Below are 17,043 nucleotides of genomic sequence, written 5' to 3' on the forward strand. Positions count from 1 at the left end.
GTGGTGTTTTTATTATATTTATAACAATCAGACTAATGATTGCCACGCCCAGGAATGGCCGCCAGCAACTTCTGAGTATAAGGATGCTTTGGAGAATGATAGAGCTCGTCAGAGTTTGCAAACTCCACCATCTCACCACGATTCATCACCAATACTTCGTCAGAGATGTACTTCACAACAGACAAGTCGTGCGAAATGAACAGATAGCTCATACCGTACTCATCCTGCAGCTCCTGCAACAAATTCAGCACCTGGGCCTGAACAGAAACATCCAACGCAGAAACCGACTCATCACAGATCATTACCTCAGGCTTCATCGTCAAACAACGCGCAATACTAATGCGCTGTCGCTGGCCACCAGAAAACTCGTGCGGGTATTTGAAGAATGCACTCTCTGCAAGCCCGACGCGCTTTAGCAATGCCATTGCATGCTCAGTCCGGTCTTTATCACTATCCAAGATAGAATGAACCCGCATTGGCTCTAACAATATATCGCCGATGGTAAAGCGCGGGTTCAATGACGCATAGGGATTCTGAAAAATGATCTGCAGGCGGCGCTTGTATGGCTGGAACTCCTTCTGGCTCAATGCCATCAAGTTCTTGCCATCAAAAAGAACCTCGCCCCCCTGACAGGAATGCAGCCGAATCAAGGTCTTGCCGAGAGTCGTCTTACCAGAACCTGACTCACCTACAATGCCGACTGTTTTACCACGAGCAAGCTTAAACGAAACATCTTTAACTGCAACAATCTCTTCCTTCTGGAAAAACCCTCTCTTAGCAGTAAAGGACTTTCGCAGCCCCTTTACCTCCAGAACGATCGGATCTGTCGGCAAAACTCCCCTTGCCCGCTCTCCTTTGGGCAATTCACCTTCGCGTCCTTGGAGAAAATCGTCAACCACTGGCAAACGAATTGGGCGACTGTCCAGGGTAGGACGGCATGCCAATAGTGCCTTTGTGTAAGGATCCTTCGGGTGATCGAAAACAGCACTAGCTTCACCCAGCTCCTTAATAACTCCGTTGTGCATCACCACAACTTGGTCAGCAATCTCACGCACCAATTCAAGATCATGGGTAATAAACAATATGCTCATCCCATGTGTCTGTCTCAGCTTCATCAGCAACTCAACGATTTGCTTCTGAATGGTGACATCTAAAGCCGTTGTCGGCTCATCCGCAATCAATAACTTTGGCTCGCAACAAATAGCCATCGCTATCATTACACGCTGCTGCTGTCCACCGGACAGCTCATGAGGGTAACTATCGATCTTAAGCTCAGGTTGTGGAATGCCCACCTCATCTAGCAGCTCAATAGCACGCTTCCTCGCCGCTAGTTTCGACATCGGCTTATGTAAGCAAATCGCCTCTACGATCTGTTCACCAACCTTATAAACTGGGTTCAGAGAACTCATCGGCTCCTGAAAAATCATCGAGATCTCTTTGCCGCAACGATCCCTGAGCTCGCCTTCACTTTCTTTCAACAAATCAACGCCGTTGAAAATCAACTGGCTATCATTGCTAATTTCGGTATTTGCTCTGGGCAACAAGCCCATAATTGCCATTGCAGACACTGACTTCCCAGAACCAGATTCGCCAACCAAGGCAACTACACTATTTCTAGGAACAGAATAACTAACCCCTTTCAAGGCGGTAAAACGTTCTTGCTTACCCAAGCGAAAGGTAACCTGCAAATTCTTTACATCGAGTAAAACATCATCAGACATTTTTAAACCCCAACCCTTATCGGCGGCTCGACTTTGGATCGAGTGCATCACGCAAGCTATCAGTGAAAAAGCTGAAAGCAACCACAAAAACGGACATGGCTGTTGCACACGATGCCAATTGCCACCATTTCCCGATTACGAGCTCTGACCTAACATCACTGATCATGATCCCCCAAGAAATCAAATCAACAGGGACACCAAATCCCAAAAATGACAACACAACCTCAGCTTTGATGAAGCTGATTACTTCCTGGGATAATTGGATCAAAATCAAGTGGGAGACATTCGGCAATATGTGCAAGAACATCATCCGAAGATGGGATGCACCAATGGCGTTCGCAGCCTGCACATAATCACGATCACGATGCTTAATATACTCAGATCTAATCAGACGATAAGTTCCTGTCCAGCCAGTCATACCAAGAACCAATATGACGGTACCTACCCCTTTACCCAGCACCGCAGAAAAAGCTAAAACCAGCAGAATATAAGGTACCGAGGTAAATACGTTATACACCCACTCCAGTGCATCATTTACTTTCCCGCCAAAATAGCCGGAAAATGCTCCTAAAACTACACCAATGAATACGGCAATGAATGAGGCCGCTAAACCAATCGCTATCGAAATCTGCCCTGCTTTGATGGTTTTAGCTAAAACATCACGTCCCGTCTTGTCCCCCCCGAGAGGAAGAAGCCGCTGCAGCACGGTTACCTTATCTGCATTAGTTCTTTCGAGCTTTGCAATTTCCTCATATTTCGGGGCAAGAGGATCAATTGCCTTGGTTTCATCATCAGTGACAGACGCATCCTCACGAATTAGGCTGGTATCACCTTCGGGATTAGGCTCATTTGGTGCAAAAACCGGGTTGGCATAAGATACACCAACCTCATCGTTCCATCCCTTAGCAATCAGCCCTGTGGCAGAAAGTAAAGCCACCACAAGGTATATGGCCAGAATACAGCCACAGATGCGGGCAACTGGATCAGCCAGCAGTCTTTTCCATGCTTGAATCCAAAAACTTGCCGAGCGTGTATTTGTTCCATTCATACTCATCATCAAGCTCTTTCTTTTTACTTATTTAAGCTGAACTCGTGGATCCAGCCACTTATAGAGTAAATCTACGCCTAGGTTTGCAAGCATGGTCATCATTGCCAAGGAAACCGTGATGGCTTTAATCACTGGAAAATCGCTCCGATCAACCGCCAAAACGACTTCACGCCCTAAACCAGGAATTGAGAAGACTTGCTCAATGACGAAAGACCCGACAAATAATCCAGGAATTGCCATGGCAATATTGGTAACGATAGGAATTGCTGCGTTGCGCAATACGTGCACCAACATCACTCGATGATCCCCGGCACCCTTTGCTCGTGCGGTTCTAACATAATCTTGGTTTAATTCCTCAATAAGGAATGTGCGATAAAGGCGTAAGGAAGGAGCAATAGAAACCGCAAGCATCAGCAATACAGGAAGGGGTGAATAGCGGGTTACATTAACCCAAAAACTTTCACTCCAACCCATTACAGGGAAAAGCGCCCACTTAAACCCAAGGAAGTACTGCCCAATCACCACATATAGCAGCAAGCTAATTGACATGGCAGCGGTACAAATTCCGGTAATTAACCGCTCTGACAAGGATCCCTTAAGATATGCAGCAATTACCGCCAGCAATACAGAAATGATCGCATCAAGAAACCAAACTTGGGCCATCACTGTTAGAGAAACCTTTCCTCTATTAACCAGCATGTTGGAAACCACTTCATTGGTACTCCAACTACGGCCAAAGTCAAAAGTTAGGATTTGCTTGACAAATATCAGCAACTGAACAATTACGGGTTGATCCAGCCCTAATTGCGCTCGAATAGCAGCAATCTTATCTGCCGTTAACTGTTTACCCGCCAAAACAGCGGCAGGATCCCCACCAAAGTACTTAAATAAGAAGAAAACTAGCAAAACGACCCCAATCAAAGTTGGAATCATCTGCCAAACTCTACGAAATATGTAAGCGCCCATTCGCCATCAATCTCCCGGTGCTTAAATCGTTTGATTTTCCTAGTATTAAAATTCAATACAGGGACTATTTCTAAATTCTTAACTTTAATAAAAAAGGCCAGCTAGGTTCAAGCCAACAGCTAGCCTTTCAAGTCATTCACCCAAAACCGCTCTGCGCTTTTCCAAGTCAATGTCGTAATACATGAACTTCGGCTGCTCAATTGGGTGATACTTAAACCCTTTTGCCCAAGGCTGCACCAGATGAGTGCGTATGCGGTGTGCATTCAATCCCCATGGTGCATATGCTGCCACTAAGCGGTTCATTGTAATGAATTTCTTTTGCCTTTCATCACTCTGAGGCATCGTGGCAATTTCCTCATATAGCTTGTTAAAAACGGGGAAATCAAATCGAGACTCGTTGCCTGCGCCCTTATTTGGGCCATACAGCAGTTGCATGTAATTCTCCGCATCGGGATAATCTGCCCCCCATGCGGCCCCTGCCATCTGATATTTCCCACTTTGGCGTCGTTTCACTAGATCGGGAAATGGTGTCATCTCAATCTTCAACTTAACACCAATTTTGTCAAATCCGTTCTTTAAAAGCTCATCTGTGTCTCGTTTGCTGCCAGCAGATGCTGACGACAAATATGTAATCATCAAGGGTTTGCATCCGGGAGCTTCACGCCACCCATCCCCATCACAATCCTTATAGCCATAGGCATCCAATATGCCCCTAGCTTTGGCTAGATTAAACCCACCAAGCGGGTTTTTATAAGCAGGGTCGTATCCAGTAATTCCGGGAGGAACCGGAGACTGGGCAATCAAACCTTGGCGCTTCATCAAAACATTGACTAGCTTTCCATTGTTATATGACAAGACAATCGCTCTACGTAAAGCAACTTTATCAGCCGTATACCCCCCCACAACGGGATCATCCATATTGAAAAGGTTATATGTGGTATCCGGTTCAGCCTCGCTATAAAATTTGACGCCCTTTTTCTCTAAAGCGGGAGATAGCTTTCCTCCTGGAGCTGCCTGCGAAACATATTCCGCACCAAGTCGGATTAAAATATCGATTTGACCGTTCAGGAACGAAAGATATGAAGCCTGTCCGCTTTCAACCACTCTGATATCAATACGGCCAACTGATGGGAGAGATCTCCCCTCAAACGATTTGGCAATGTCCCTGTCCCTAGGGTCCACTTCAGTAGTTGGCTTATAAACTTCGCCACGGTAATTACTATTTGCTTCTAATACCATGCGATGAGCACGTTGCCACTCCACCAATCGATAGGGTCCTGTTCCCACAGGGTGAGAATCTAGGTCTGCGCCGTATTTTTCAACCACTTCTCTTGCAACAGCACCCGTATTTTGCATCGCCATAATGTATGGCAGATTATAATCTGGCTTCTTTAGCGTAATTTGAAGTGTATATTTGTCAGTGGCTTTCAGGCCTTCGACAATGCTATCAAAGTCAAATTTCTTCTTTTTCTTGGCTTCTTCTATCTTCTCATCAAGCCCTACAACTTTTCCCTGAAGAAGAAACGCCCAAGGAGCATTTTTATTTGGATCAACAAGGCGCTTTAAACTGTAGACATAGTCTTCTGCAGTAAGCTCCCTTTTCTTCCCGTTAAACGCTGGATCATCTGCAAAATAAATGCCTTTCTTCAATTTAAAGACATAAATTCGTCCATTTTCCTTAATTTCAGGTAACGACTCTGCGGTATTCGGAATTGGCTTCGCAGGCCTCGCCAAATGATCATAGCCCAGAAGTGGATCAAAAATATTCGCAATAATTATATTGGAATAATTATCTGACACCTCTGCGGGATCAAATCCAGTTTCAGCAGCTTCGAAAGTAAAGTGGAGTGTTTTCTTCATATCAGCAGCCGCAGATGCATGAATACTACAAACGGCTAAAAAGCTGAAAATGAGGGAATTTATCAGGCGCAAATGAGATTTAAGTTTCATCTCTCGAGGAAACCAAGTAAATGGGTCATGATGAAAAATGCGTGCATACTGATAAAAATTAGCGCTGGTCAATAAATACCGACCAACGCTAACCTCAATTGCCGCCGCTATGAAAAGTGAATCTCTCTTGAAACAAAAAGAAAGATATCACTCTTGGCTTAGTTTGAACTCCATCGGCACGGAAACTCTCCGCAACTCAGAAGAAGAGGGATTTAACAAACCCTTGCGTTTCACTTGCTTTGTAACCTCATCCAAAATCTGTCGAGGACACTCAGTTTTGCCCGTGTAACGTGCATTGATTACTTTGCCTTCTTTATCTGCCTCAACTTCCATTTCGGAGATAACGCACTTGACATCCTCATCAAGCTCTGCCATCACCTCTCTCGGCATCGTAATCTTCGGCTTTGTCACCCAGTAAGATCCAGGGGGAGCCGGCTGTTCCACCTTCTCTACTGGCTTATGGGTTGTCGTCTTTTCACCTACCTCTTTAGCAATGGGAATTGCATTACCAGAACCACCCGGAGCATCCGGGATTGGGTCGATTGGAACAGGAGTAGTATCTTTTGGCTGCTCTTTCTGAACAGTCTTAGGCTTCTCTTGAATCTTCTCAACCTTAGGTGGCTCAGGTTTCTTCTCTTCCTTAGGTGGCGGAGGTGGCGGAGGTGGGTCTTCCAAACGAACCTCGCGAAGTTCCTGCTTGACCGGCTTCTTGTGTGCAGCCCCGGCGCTTATATAGTAAAGAGCGCCAAAACCGGCTACTTCCAAGATAAGCGCGATCAAAAACGCTTTCTTTAACGACAGAAATGGCTGCTCGTCTTTTGGATGTGCCCAAAGTGTTTTTCCCCCAGTGGGCGGTACCGGTGATGGAGCTACCATGGCCGCACTCATGACCCCGCTCCAGATGCAGTTGTAGCAATGGCAACGTCCTTAAGCCCGCTCTGCCTTACTACATCCATAACTTCCATTAACTTCTGGAGTTGAACACCCTTGTCTCCAGCGATCACCACATCAACTTTCTCATGAGCCTTCTTATCGGCTGCCAATTGCGCAGTAATCTTAGCCGGGTCCATTGCGATGTTCTCGTAATACATGGTCCCATTCAGCTGAACCGACACAGTTCGTTTGACTGGAGGGTCAAGTTTTTCACTTTGACTTGATGTTGGAAGCTTTAATGGAATGCCAGATGCCTCAATCATCTTCAACATGATAAGCATGAAGAAGATCAACAAGAACATCATGATGTCAATCATTGGCACCACTTCGATCCGAGCTTCCTTACTTTCGAAATAGCGGTGGCTGATACTCATTTTCAAGCTCCTTGAGGCTTGAGCGCAGCAGCATTCACACCAGCAGTCGAAGTGGACTTGTCAGCAACGGCCGCAGTAGAAGATGGAGTATTACATAAACGGTTGATAACCATTGTTTTGATCAACTCCATCTGATGCATAGCAATGCGAATGCGCTTGTTGAAATAGTTCAAGAAGCAAACACCGATAATTGCAATCAGTAGACCACAAGCAGTAGCCATCAAAGCATGACCAATACCACCTGTCACTTTACCAGCCGCACCAGAACCACCAAGACCAATCGCATTAAAAGATTCGATCATCCCGGCAATGGTACCAAACAGGCCAAGCAGAGGCCCCAGCGTTACTGCGGTATCAAGCATCCACATATTGCGATCAAGCTTTGGCAATTGCCACAGCAAGGCTTCTTCAATCTGACGATCCATAGCTTCTGCAGACTGACCACGTACAGTGATAGCCGCAGAAATGATTTTCGACTGAGGAGCATTCTCGTAGTGCTTGGCAACTTGAGATAGCTGATCTACGTTTTGTGGCTTCACGAGCTCCAGATCATGTTCCATTGCCTCACCCGCCTTCACCACACGTACAAAGTAGTAAAAGCGCTCAATGACAATAGCAATAACGCCTAAAAGCATTACCGCCATTAAAGGAATCAAGCCGAATGACAGGATAGAGATTTCGATAATGAAATCGATGAGGCTACCAGATTGAAACATTTTAACTAAAACTCCATCGGGTGAAGGAATCATCAACTGCAACGAGGGATTACTCCGCAACATTCGCAGAACGAAGCCGAAACTCCCGTAAAGGTATTCCGACAATTAATGCAAAAAGCAAAAGCTTCATGCACGGACATTTTTCAAGCAAGAACAAATCGACCCAGAGCTGCTGAAACTGACTTGCAACAAAAATCCAAGTTGAGACAACTTGCTTGCAGCGAAAGCCGAAAAAGACGGCCTACCAATTTGGGTACTACAAATTTAAAAACTAGTTATATTTGGCCAAAAACCTACTTGGAGTACAAACTCTGTCAGTTCAATTGCGCATCAACCAATGATCTCGCAGAGTTATGACACAGCACAATGCATGCCACAAACGACAAGGTCTAGTAGGTAAAAGACGACCGGCGCATAATATGCAATTCCCAGTTTCAGTTCAATTACTTATGATGGTGCAACGCACAATCCGACCGCAAAATCTGTCTAACAGTATATAGGAGATTTCCCCAATTGCGAGCACCCCTCGGAAACTTTTTCCGTCGATTGTGCGCCTAACGAACAGCTTGAGGATTTTAGAAAATGACTTTAGATAGAAAAACGGGGCCTAATATTAGAGGCCCCGTTCATTCAAATTTGGCGCGCCCGAAGAGATTCGAACTCCTGACCCCTTGGTTCGTAGCCAAGTACTCTATCCAGCTGAGCTACGGGCGCATATTGAATTTTGTATACTATATTTTGGCGCGCCCGAAGAGATTCGAACTCCTGACCCCTTGGTTCGTAGCCAAGTACTCTATCCAGCTGAGCTACGGGCGCACAAAAATTTAGTTGGCGGAGAAAGAGGGATTCGAACCCTCGATACACGTTTTAGCGCGTATGCTCCCTTAGCAGGGGAGTGCCTTCGACCTCTCGGCCATTTCTCCGTAACAAGGAGGCGCATTATTGCAACCTTCCCCCCCCTATGTCAAGCGTTTTATGATTCGGAATCCAATCCGAATGCCTTATGCAGCACTCTTACGGCTAGCTCAAGGTACTTCTCATCAATAACAACCGAGATTTTGATCTCTGATGTGGAAATCATCTGGATATTAATTCCTTCCTCAGCAAGGGTCCTGAACATGGTGCTAGCCACCCCTACATGCGAGCGCATACCGACCCCAACCACCGACACCTTGCAAATCTTATCGTCACCTGAAACTGACCGTGCACCAATGTGGCTCTGAACGCCTTCAAGAATCCCAAGTGCCTTTTGATAGTCATTTCGATGCACGGTAAAAGAGAAGTCTGTCGTACCTTCCAACCCAACGTTCTGGATGATCATGTCTACATCAACGTTAGCATCGGCAACCGGGCCCAAAATCTGATAGGCGATACCGGGCTTATCGGGAACCCCCACGACATTGATACGGGCTTCGTCTCGGTTAAATGCGATGCCAGATATCGTTGCCTTTTCCATGTCCTCATCTTCCTCAAACGTAATCAATGTACCTTCGCCACCCTCGGCGAAACTAGAAAGAACCCGCAGCTTGACCTTGTATTTACCTGCAAACTCTACAGATCGTATTTGCAGGACTTTCGAACCTAAGCTTGCCATCTCCAACATTTCTTCAAATGTAATGGACTTCAAGCGTCGGGCTTCAGGCACTACTCTTGGATCGGTTGTGTAGACACCATCCACATCTGTGTAGATCTGACATTCGTCAGCCTTCAGTGCGGCAGCCAGTGCAACGCCCGTGGTATCTGACCCGCCTCGACCCAGGGTTGTGATATTGCCTTGGGCATCTACGCCTTGGAATCCGGCAACAATTACGACTTTGCCGGCAGCTAGATCCGCTCGCATCGCTTCATCATCGATATGCTGGATTCGAGCCTTGGTAAACGCAGAATCAGTGAGTATTTTGACCTGCCCACCAGTATAGCTTTTTGCCTCGATCCCTAATTCCTTCAGGGCCATTGCCAGCAAGCCAATGGTGACTTGCTCTCCTGTCGATACGATTACATCCAACTCGCGAGGATCTGGAGATGCCTGGACTTCTTTAGCCAATGCAATCAAGCGATTGGTTTCTCCACTCATTGCAGACACAACAACAACGAGTTGATGGCCTTCGCCTTTGAAACGCGCGACACGTTTTGCAACGTTTTTGATTCGGTCAGGGGATCCTACCGACGTACCACCGTACTTCTGGACTATGAGTGCCATAAGTTCCAATCCAAGAAGGAAAAAATTTGATTCTAGTGTGAAACACCCGCCACGACGCAAGGACCTAGCGGTTGTAGCTAGAATATTTGCGGTGTGGCTATATTGCTATCGGGAATAACCGCTCAGCAACACTGATTTGGACATATTGAGAAGAGAGGGAGCTTGATGCGAGCCAAGGCGAGGGAGGTTAAACCTCCCTGCCCAACTTGCGCGCTAACGAGAGGTGCTATTGCCGGTCTGGCAGTCCCGCCGTTTGCGGCGCCAATAGACGATAAGTGTTACGCACAGCAAGGCACCTAGTGCAATGAAGATGCCTGTCTGCCCAACCCTTACCCAGCCAAGCAACCACTCCCGGTTATAAGCACCAAAGTAACCCAGATAAACCCATACCGGTACGCTGATCAAGGCTGCTGCACCATCTAGCAGCAAGAACTGAAGAAATGACACCCGACGACTCATGCCGGCAGTCAGGTATATAGGGGAGCGCAACCCCGGTAGAAACCGGGCCACAAACATCACCCGGTTACCATAACGACTGAATTTGTCCTGTACCGCAGAATATCGCTGGGGGGTCATGATGCGCGCCACGACCTTCCACTTCAGAACCTTGGTACCGAAAACACGGCCAATGATGAACATGGTGGCATCGCCAGCCAAGACTCCAGCCAAGCCAATCAACACCATCACATTGACATCGGTGTGGCCCAAGCCAGAAATGATTCCGCCTGCCACCAAAGAAATATCTTCAGGAATGGGCACTCCGAAGCCACAGATTAGCAGTACCAAAAACACTGCCAGGTAGCCGTTGCCGATGAAGATAGATAAAAGGAATTCGAGTATATCCACGAACTATCGCCGGGGTTGGCAAAGACGGCCGCATCATAGCACAGGGGCCGCGTTAAACCTCTGCTTAATCAGAATGGGCTAGATTGGTAACGCCACACCCTCTTACAAGCTGGCTCCTTGCAAGTAAGTAACTGAATTGCACTTGAACAGGATTAAGCCTCGCTAACATTTTGTAAGTAACCATTTGACCTACCAAGGAAACGTCAAGCTCAGCCCCATTTAAACTCAATATAAAAATCAATTACTTACCAACAAATCAACTTAACCCAAGCTGGCTGAGGTGCCATATGCGCTTACATGACCACTATTTTGTAAAGTTGCGTCAGAACAGGGAAATTCAATCCCTTTCGCGATTTTCCTTGCTGACACCAGAGCAAGCCTTCGATATCCATGCCAAGAGCCAAGCCCACATAAAGAGCCACACGTTGGATGGCTGCAAGCTCACTGGTGGGCTCGAAGCATTTAAAACCTGCTAGTTAATAATCTGGGTGTCCGGTTCCATCTGTTTAAGCTTCTTTTCGGCGCACGCTTCGACGGAAATTGGGCTGGCTGTGCGGTAAGGTCTGCTGACTGGAGAATGGCAGCAAGCAAATTTAACGCTGTAGAAGCCCCAAGTTTGGTAATGCGCCCAGAGCCAGCCGCTACTCACAGGAGATTCTTGTGTCAGATCAATCCACGGTAAACCCAAAACATGGATAGAGGGTTCTATACCATTCTTTCCGCGCAATTTCTGTCAGCTTTGGCAGATAACGCGCTATTTCTCGCCGCTAGCGCCCTCCTACGCGCGCAGCTAGCTCCAGAGTGGCATCAGTCCATGCTGCTGTGGTGCTTTACCGTGTCGTATGTTGTGTTGGCGCCCTTTGCCGGTTCGTTCGCAGACTCCATGCCCAAAGGCCGGGCCATGTTGATCTGCAACGGGGTCAAGCTGATCGGATGTTGCAGTATGCTGGTGGGCATGCCGCCGATCATCGCCTACGCCATCGTCGGTTTCGGCGCGGCAGCCTATTCACCTGCCAAGTACGGGATCGTGACCGAGTATCTGCCTCATGACCGGCTTGTTGCAGCCAATGGGTGGCTGGAAGGCGCTACCGTCGCGGCTATCGTATTCGGCACAGTCCTGGGTGGCTTTCTGGCGGGCGGCAATGTCGATCGCTGGCTGGATCGCACATGGCTCGAACCACTGAATGCGCCGGAGTTTGCGATCAGCGTGGTTTGCCTGCTCTATCTTGCGGCAGCTTGGGTGAACTGGTACATCCCCAAACTGGATGTCCACCTGAAGCCTATCCACTTCAATCTGCACTTCCTGCTGAAAGAGTTCTGGTGGTGCGTGCAGCGGCTATGGAAAGATCCACAAGGCCAACTATCGCTGGCCGTCACAACATTGTTCTGGGGAGCCGGTGCAACCATGCGGCTGGTGGTAATCAACTGGGCCATCATCTGGCTTGAATACACACAGGAACAGGCCACCCGACTGGTTGCCCTGGTGGCCTTTGGTACCGCCTTTGGCGCCATCCTTGCAGGGCGGTTCATTCCTATTCGACGGGCGTTTGTGGTCTTGCCAGCGGGCGTGGCCATGGGTGCGGTGGTAATGACGCTGCTCGCCGTAAAAGACACATTTGCGGCAGGACTCATGATGATTTTCATCGGCAGCCTTGCCGGATTTTTTGTCGTCCCGCTCAATGCCATGCTGCAGCATCGAGGGCATATGTTGATGGGTGCCGGCCACTCTATTGCCGTACAGAATTTCAACGAGAATCTAGGGATTCTGTTGATGGTTGGCATCCATGCACTCGTTGTTCGCTATCTGAGCACACCTCTTGATCCCGAGGCTAGCGATGCCGTCAAGGCTGCATTTGGCGCAACGGGTGCCACGCCGCCGATGGTTGGCATCGTTGTTGGTTTTGGCGTCTTCGTCATGCTGCTGATGCTCTGGATCAGTCGACGACACCGGCGCGGCGTTGCAGCCGGAATCATGCATGACTAAACCGGGTTAGGGATCACTACACGCCATTTCCCAACAACGAGACCGCTGCAACCCGGCTCGGCCGGAAACAAAACGTCAGCGTCACCCTGATGCCCACTTGACCGAAATCGACACCCGCAATCCGGTACCGCGCGAATCATATTAATAATGCAGCTGACTTGACCTGGATCCAGACCATCTTGCCTGGCGACAGTTGCAAGGTCGCGCAAGACAGGCGGGTGATTCTGGCAACAAAACGTATTCCAGCAACATCCAATGCCAGCACAACCTGCGCCGGATGATGCGCATCTGCCAGCTCAATAACGCAAGCGGGAAATTTGTTGAGGATACTATCCTGCGTGTGAGGGTCGATTGCGATACTGACATCCTTGGCACATACCCGAACCCGAACCCTCTCCGCTGCAGGCTTTGTACTGGCGGGCACACGCAGGATATGGTCGCCGATCTGCAAACAGGCCAGCGCATAATCTGCATCCCAACGAATTACCGTCGTTTCGATGACCACACTGAGGTCATCCTGAAATGGAAATGGCAAATCAAGCCGGGATAGTGTTGCCGACAAAACGCCTTGCGACGCAATTTCCCCGCTGTCAAATAGCGCAATATGGTCCGCAAGGCACACCGCTTCTTCCAGCGAGTGGGTGACATAGACCATTGGGATGTCCAGCACCCGCCGCAAGCGCACCAGATAAGGCAGGATCTCGTCCCGATGCGCACGATCAATCGCTGATAGCGGTTCATCCAGCAACAGCAGCCTGGGCGCCGCCAATAACGCACGGCCTATCGCCACCCGCTGCCGTTCTCCGCCAGACAATTTCTGAACCGACCGCTGCAGCAGGGTGCCAAGGTTCAGCATTTCGACCGCCCCCTCATAAGCTGCCCCTTGCACGGGCTGAATACGCCGGCGCCAACCGTATCTCAGATTCCCCTCAACATTCAGATGCGGAAACAGACGCCCCTCCTGAAACACCACGCCCAATTGCCGCGCATGAACCGGTACAAATACGGGAGGGTCATCGCTCTGCCAAACAACACCATTCATCGACAGCCTACCCAATGCAGCAGGCTCCAACCCTGCAAGGCATCTTAATAGCGTGGTCTTGCCCGAACCGGAGGGGCCAAGCAGGACGGTAGTGCCACGGCCCGGAAAATCAAAACTTGCCCGCAGGCTGAAGCCGGGCCGCTGCAATGTCAGATTGCCACTCAAGCTCATGAGAAGACTTTATTTGTTGCGGTTGACGATCTGAACCAAGAACAAGGCTAGAAGGCTGAAAGCCACCAGAATCGCTGCCAAGCTATGCGCCTGGGCAAATTCAAGCGATTCGACATGGTCATATAGTTGCACCGACACTACCTTGGTCTTGCCAGGAATATTGCCGCCAATCATCAGCACTACACCGAATTCGCCCACAGTATGGGCAAAGCTCATCACCGCGGCGGTAATCAGACCGGGGCGCGCCATAGGCAGCACAACACTGAAGAAGGCATCCAAACGAGAAGCTCCTAGTGTGGCGGCCGCCTCCAGCCAACCATCTCCTTGCGACGCAAACGTCTGCTGCAAAGGCTGCACGGCAAACGGCAATGTGTAGATAACCGACGCCACCAGCAACCCACTGAATGAAAACGGCAAGATCCCCAAGCCCAGGGCATTGGTCAGCTGTCCAATCGGCCCTTGCTCACCCAATGCTATTAATAGATAGAAGCCAAGAACGGTGGGCGGCAGCACCAGCGGCAAGGCAACCACCGCAGCCACCAGCTTGCCCGCCAGCGAATGCGTTCGGGCCAACCACCAGGCAAGCGGCATAGCGATCAGCAACAGGATTACTGTCGTCAGCGTGGCAAGTTGCGCTGTCAGCACAATGGCCACCCAGTCGCTATGGCTCGGCAGCGCCCAACTCGTCATAGCTCGTATCCATAAGACCGGATAACCGCTTTAGCCGGCTCAGACCGCAAATAGGCGAGCAAAGCCATCGCGGCAGGGTTGTCCTTACCCTTGATCAGCAACACCGCGTCCTGACGGATGGGCTGATGCATCTCGGCAGGTACTCGCCAGATCGAGCCGGTTGCGTGCCCACTGGCATCCACAACCTGGGATTGCGCCACCAGGCCCAGCTCTGCGTTGCCGCTCACCACAAACTGGAAGGCTTGGGCAATATTCTCGCCCTGCACCAGTTTGGCCTGTACGGCCTGCGTCAACCCCAGATGACTCAGCGTCTCGACTGCCGCCCGTCCGTATGGCGCAAGCTTGGGATTCGCGATGGACAATCGGCGAAAACGCCCCTGCTTCAGCATTTCTGTGCCCTCTGCAAATTTACCTGGCTGGGGCGACCACAGAACCAGTCGCCCCAAAGCATAGGTAAAGCGACTGCCCGACACCACCAGGCCCTCCGCCTCCAATCTGGCCGGCGTCTCGTCATCGGCGGCCAGCAATACCTCAAACGGAGCGCCGCTCTTGATCTGTGTATAGAACTTGCCGGTTGCGCCACTCGAAATCACCACTTTATGCCCGGTGCTTTGTGTAAATGCCGCAGCAATTTTCTGCATCGGCGCAACAAAATTGGAGGCTACCGCCATCGCCACCTCGCCAGCACTCGCCCAAGCAGACCAAACCGTCGTGATCAATACGACGAAAATATCCCGTCTTTTCAAAACACTAACCCCTATTCTTCTGAAATTACCCGAAAACCCGATCATCTCAAGCAAACGCCATGTTATCCGCCGGCATTTTGCTGTTCTTCGTATAAGATCAAAGAGTAAATACATAGATTTCAGTATTTATTTGGCGCTATTGACACTTTTTGCAGTCCATAAAAGGTCTCAATTGAGCCAAAACCCATGTAGAGCCGTTCATTCAGGTTACATGGGCTTTCATTGAAAAGTGATGACTTGCACCTTGGTTGGCATCGGACCTTGCGTCATTCCGGACCAACCATACGAGCCCCGCCTAAGCGGCCTGGGCCAAGGAGACTGCTGCAATGGCTTACGGTCGGATCAAGCCCTCGGATGTGCATATCGGTCGCCCGCTTCAGTGGGATGTCTTTGACGAAAAGGGCAACCTCCTTTTAGGCAAAGGCCATGTAATCAGCAGCGAAAACCAGCTGGTGCGACTACTGCAGCTTGGCATGTTTGCCGACAACGCAGCCCTGCAGCGCAGCAGGGGCGATGTCGTCATCGACGAAACACTGCCACCCTCCACCGTAACCCTGCTTCTGGTTGCGAGAAAAAAACTGGAAACCCTGTTTACCCAGCTCGAACAAGCGACACTTGAAGACAATTTTGTTGCCCGGATGCATGAGATCGTCGCGCATGTGGAAGGTGGCTGCAGCGTCAATCCGAATGTTGCCCTGGCGATGATTCTGCTGCGACAGGATGGGCGTTACGCCATCCGCCATATGGTCAACGCTGCCGTGGTGGTCAATCTGGTTTGCAAAAGCATGGGGAAGACCGAAGACGAACGCCGCCGGATCGTCGCTGCCACTCTGAGCATGAACTTCGGCATGATGGACTATCAGGACAAGCTCAAGCAGCAAACCACGCCACTCACTCCCGAGCAACGTGCCGAGCTGGAGCAGCATCCGTTTAAAAGCCGTGAACTCCTTGCCAACGCTGGTGTACTGGACGAACTATGGCTTACCGCCGTGCTGCAGCACCATGAATACATCGACGGTTCCGGCTACCCCGGCAAGCTCAAAGGTGACAGCGTATGCCAGGAAGCCCAGCTGGTTTCCCTCGCTGACCTGTTCTGTGCTCGCGTCACACCCAGGGCATATCGGGCAGCAGTTGCATCCAATGTCGCCTTGCGCGGCATCCTGCTTGATCGGGGCAAAGCGTTCAACCCGCTGCTGGCCGCCCACTTCATTAAAACATTGGGCATCTACCCGGCAGGCATGATGGTCAAACTGGCCAATGGTGAAATCGGCCTGGTTTCAGAACCCACCGAAAAAGCCAACTGCCCGATAGTCTCCAGCTTCATCGGCCCTCGGGGTGCCCCGCTGACCATCGTGCTGAAACGGGATACCAGCCTGGATCTGTACGCCATCCGCGAAACCGTCGATCCAAAATCCTTTGCGGTACATATCAATATGGAAAACATCTGGGGATCTGCCGCAGTGGAGTACCGGATTTAGCCACCGCCTCGATTGCGCCCCCTCCTGCCGAATCATCTCCCCCACCCAACGCTTGCCGCCACCGCGAAGCCTTGGCAAGCTTGAAACCCAATCAGATCCGACCGATGCTGGCCTCTATTGACCTATTGCCTCCGGACACAAAACGTCAATCGAGCCAACATGGCCAGAATCTAACCAC

At 49.8% G+C, this 17,043-nt stretch carries 14 protein-coding genes and 3 tRNA genes; 2 read left to right on the top strand and 15 right to left on the bottom strand.

Features of this window, described 5'->3' with window-relative positions:
* Positions 1-32: 32 nt before the first annotated feature.
* The 12 genes from PZA18_RS10650 to PZA18_RS10705 all read right to left on the bottom strand — a co-directional run bounded on the left by PZA18_RS10650 (position 33) and on the right by PZA18_RS10705 (position 10,754).
* Positions 33-1,721 carry an ABC transporter ATP-binding protein gene (locus PZA18_RS10650; protein WP_284100823.1) on the bottom strand — a complete coding sequence of 563 codons (1,689 nt, stop codon included), beginning with the start codon at positions 1,719-1,721 and terminating at the stop codon, positions 33-35.
* 16 nt (positions 1,722-1,737) lie between these two features.
* The gene (locus PZA18_RS10655) at positions 1,738-2,778 is read right to left on the bottom strand and encodes an ABC transporter permease (RefSeq protein WP_284100824.1); all 1,041 of its coding nucleotides are present in this window, start codon (positions 2,776-2,778) and stop codon (positions 1,738-1,740) included.
* Between the two features lie 18 nt (positions 2,779-2,796).
* Positions 2,797-3,735: an ABC transporter permease gene (locus PZA18_RS10660; RefSeq protein ID WP_284100825.1), complete on the bottom strand. Its 939-nt coding sequence runs from the start codon at positions 3,733-3,735 to the stop codon at positions 2,797-2,799.
* A 132-nt stretch (positions 3,736-3,867) separates the two neighbouring features.
* On the bottom strand, positions 3,868-5,685 hold the full coding sequence (locus tag PZA18_RS10665) for an ABC transporter substrate-binding protein (protein WP_284100826.1): 1,818 nt from the start codon (positions 5,683-5,685) through the stop codon (positions 3,868-3,870).
* Between the two features lie 147 nt (positions 5,686-5,832).
* A complete protein-coding gene (locus tag PZA18_RS10670) occupies positions 5,833-6,573 on the bottom strand; it encodes a hypothetical protein (RefSeq protein WP_284100827.1) in 741 nt (246 codons plus the stop codon).
* On the bottom strand, positions 6,570-6,992 hold the full coding sequence (locus tag PZA18_RS10675; protein ID WP_284100828.1) for an ExbD/TolR family protein: 423 nt from the start codon (positions 6,990-6,992) through the stop codon (positions 6,570-6,572). Before PZA18_RS10675 ends, PZA18_RS10670 begins: the two co-directional genes overlap by 4 nt.
* A 2-nt stretch (positions 6,993-6,994) precedes the next feature.
* The gene (locus PZA18_RS10680; RefSeq protein ID WP_284100881.1) at positions 6,995-7,741 is read right to left on the bottom strand and encodes a MotA/TolQ/ExbB proton channel family protein; all 747 of its coding nucleotides are present in this window, start codon (positions 7,739-7,741) and stop codon (positions 6,995-6,997) included.
* A gap of 604 nt (positions 7,742-8,345) precedes the next feature.
* Positions 8,346-8,422, bottom strand: a tRNA-Arg gene (locus PZA18_RS10685).
* Between the two features lie 25 nt (positions 8,423-8,447).
* Positions 8,448-8,524, bottom strand: a tRNA-Arg gene (locus PZA18_RS10690).
* 13 nt (positions 8,525-8,537) lie between these two features.
* Positions 8,538-8,631: transfer RNA gene (locus PZA18_RS10695), tRNA-Ser, on the bottom strand.
* Between the two features lie 50 nt (positions 8,632-8,681).
* Positions 8,682-9,908, bottom strand: a complete 1,227-nt coding sequence (locus PZA18_RS10700) for an aspartate kinase (protein WP_284100829.1) — start codon at positions 9,906-9,908, stop codon at positions 8,682-8,684.
* 213 nt (positions 9,909-10,121) lie between these two features.
* Positions 10,122-10,754, bottom strand: a complete 633-nt coding sequence (locus tag PZA18_RS10705; RefSeq protein ID WP_284100830.1) for a DedA family protein — start codon at positions 10,752-10,754, stop codon at positions 10,122-10,124.
* Positions 10,755-11,445: 691 nt separating this feature from the next.
* On the opposite strand from PZA18_RS10705, the gene lplT reads away from it, so the two are divergent.
* Complete coding sequence (gene lplT / locus PZA18_RS10710) at positions 11,446-12,738, top strand: lysophospholipid transporter LplT (protein WP_284100831.1); 1,293 nt, start codon at positions 11,446-11,448, stop codon at positions 12,736-12,738.
* A 136-nt stretch (positions 12,739-12,874) separates the two neighbouring features.
* Here the strand turns inward: lplT and modC are convergent, their stop codons facing one another.
* Genes modC through modA form a run of 3 tightly spaced genes read right to left on the bottom strand, consistent with a single transcriptional unit; the run spans position 12,875 to position 15,387 of the window.
* Positions 12,875-13,951 carry a molybdenum ABC transporter ATP-binding protein gene (modC, locus tag PZA18_RS10715; protein WP_284100832.1) on the bottom strand — a complete coding sequence of 359 codons (1,077 nt, stop codon included), beginning with the start codon at positions 13,949-13,951 and terminating at the stop codon, positions 12,875-12,877.
* Between the two features lie 9 nt (positions 13,952-13,960).
* Positions 13,961-14,641 (bottom strand): molybdate ABC transporter permease subunit, encoded by a 681-nt coding sequence (gene modB, locus PZA18_RS10720; protein ID WP_284100833.1) that lies wholly within the window; start codon positions 14,639-14,641, stop codon positions 13,961-13,963.
* Complete coding sequence (modA, locus tag PZA18_RS10725) at positions 14,638-15,387, bottom strand: molybdate ABC transporter substrate-binding protein (protein WP_284100834.1); 750 nt, start codon at positions 15,385-15,387, stop codon at positions 14,638-14,640. The genes modB and modA overlap by 4 nt, the downstream gene beginning before the upstream one ends.
* A 326-nt stretch (positions 15,388-15,713) precedes the next feature.
* Here modA and PZA18_RS10730 point away from each other — a divergent pair, with 326 nt between their 5' ends.
* On the top strand, positions 15,714-16,865 hold the full coding sequence (locus PZA18_RS10730) for an HD-GYP domain-containing protein (protein WP_284100835.1): 1,152 nt from the start codon (positions 15,714-15,716) through the stop codon (positions 16,863-16,865).
* The last annotated feature ends 178 nt before the right edge of the window (positions 16,866-17,043 follow it).

Origin of the sequence: Parachitinimonas caeni (assembly GCF_030129945.1) — a bacterium.
Lineage (GTDB): Bacteria > Pseudomonadota > Gammaproteobacteria > Burkholderiales > Chitinimonadaceae > Parachitinimonas > Parachitinimonas caeni.

Bases quoted from the DNA above. Each gene is read 5' to 3' on its own strand.
- PZA18_RS10650 (WP_284100823.1), bottom strand. From the start codon at position 1,721: ATGTCTGATGATGTTTTACTCGATGTAAAGAATTTGCAGGTTACCTTT.
- PZA18_RS10655 (WP_284100824.1), bottom strand. From the start codon at position 2,778: ATGATGAGTATGAATGGAACAAATACACGCTCGGCAAGTTTTTGGATT.
- PZA18_RS10660 (WP_284100825.1), bottom strand. From the start codon at position 3,735: ATGGGCGCTTACATATTTCGTAGAGTTTGGCAGATGATTCCAACTTTG.
- PZA18_RS10665 (WP_284100826.1), bottom strand. From the start codon at position 5,685: ATGAAACTTAAATCTCATTTGCGCCTGATAAATTCCCTCATTTTCAGC.
- PZA18_RS10670 (WP_284100827.1), bottom strand. From the start codon at position 6,573: ATGAGTGCGGCCATGGTAGCTCCATCACCGGTACCGCCCACTGGGGGA.
- PZA18_RS10675 (WP_284100828.1), bottom strand. From the start codon at position 6,992: ATGAGTATCAGCCACCGCTATTTCGAAAGTAAGGAAGCTCGGATCGAA.
- PZA18_RS10680 (WP_284100881.1), bottom strand. From the start codon at position 7,741: ATGATTCCTTCACCCGATGGAGTTTTAGTTAAAATGTTTCAATCTGGT.
- PZA18_RS10700 (WP_284100829.1), bottom strand. From the start codon at position 9,908: ATGGCACTCATAGTCCAGAAGTACGGTGGTACGTCGGTAGGATCCCCT.
- lplT (WP_284100831.1), top strand. From the start codon at position 11,446: ATGGATAGAGGGTTCTATACCATTCTTTCCGCGCAATTTCTGTCAGCT.
- modC (WP_284100832.1), bottom strand. From the start codon at position 13,951: ATGAGCTTGAGTGGCAATCTGACATTGCAGCGGCCCGGCTTCAGCCTG.
- modB (WP_284100833.1), bottom strand. From the start codon at position 14,641: ATGACGAGTTGGGCGCTGCCGAGCCATAGCGACTGGGTGGCCATTGTG.
- PZA18_RS10730 (WP_284100835.1), top strand. From the start codon at position 15,714: ATGGCTTACGGTCGGATCAAGCCCTCGGATGTGCATATCGGTCGCCCG.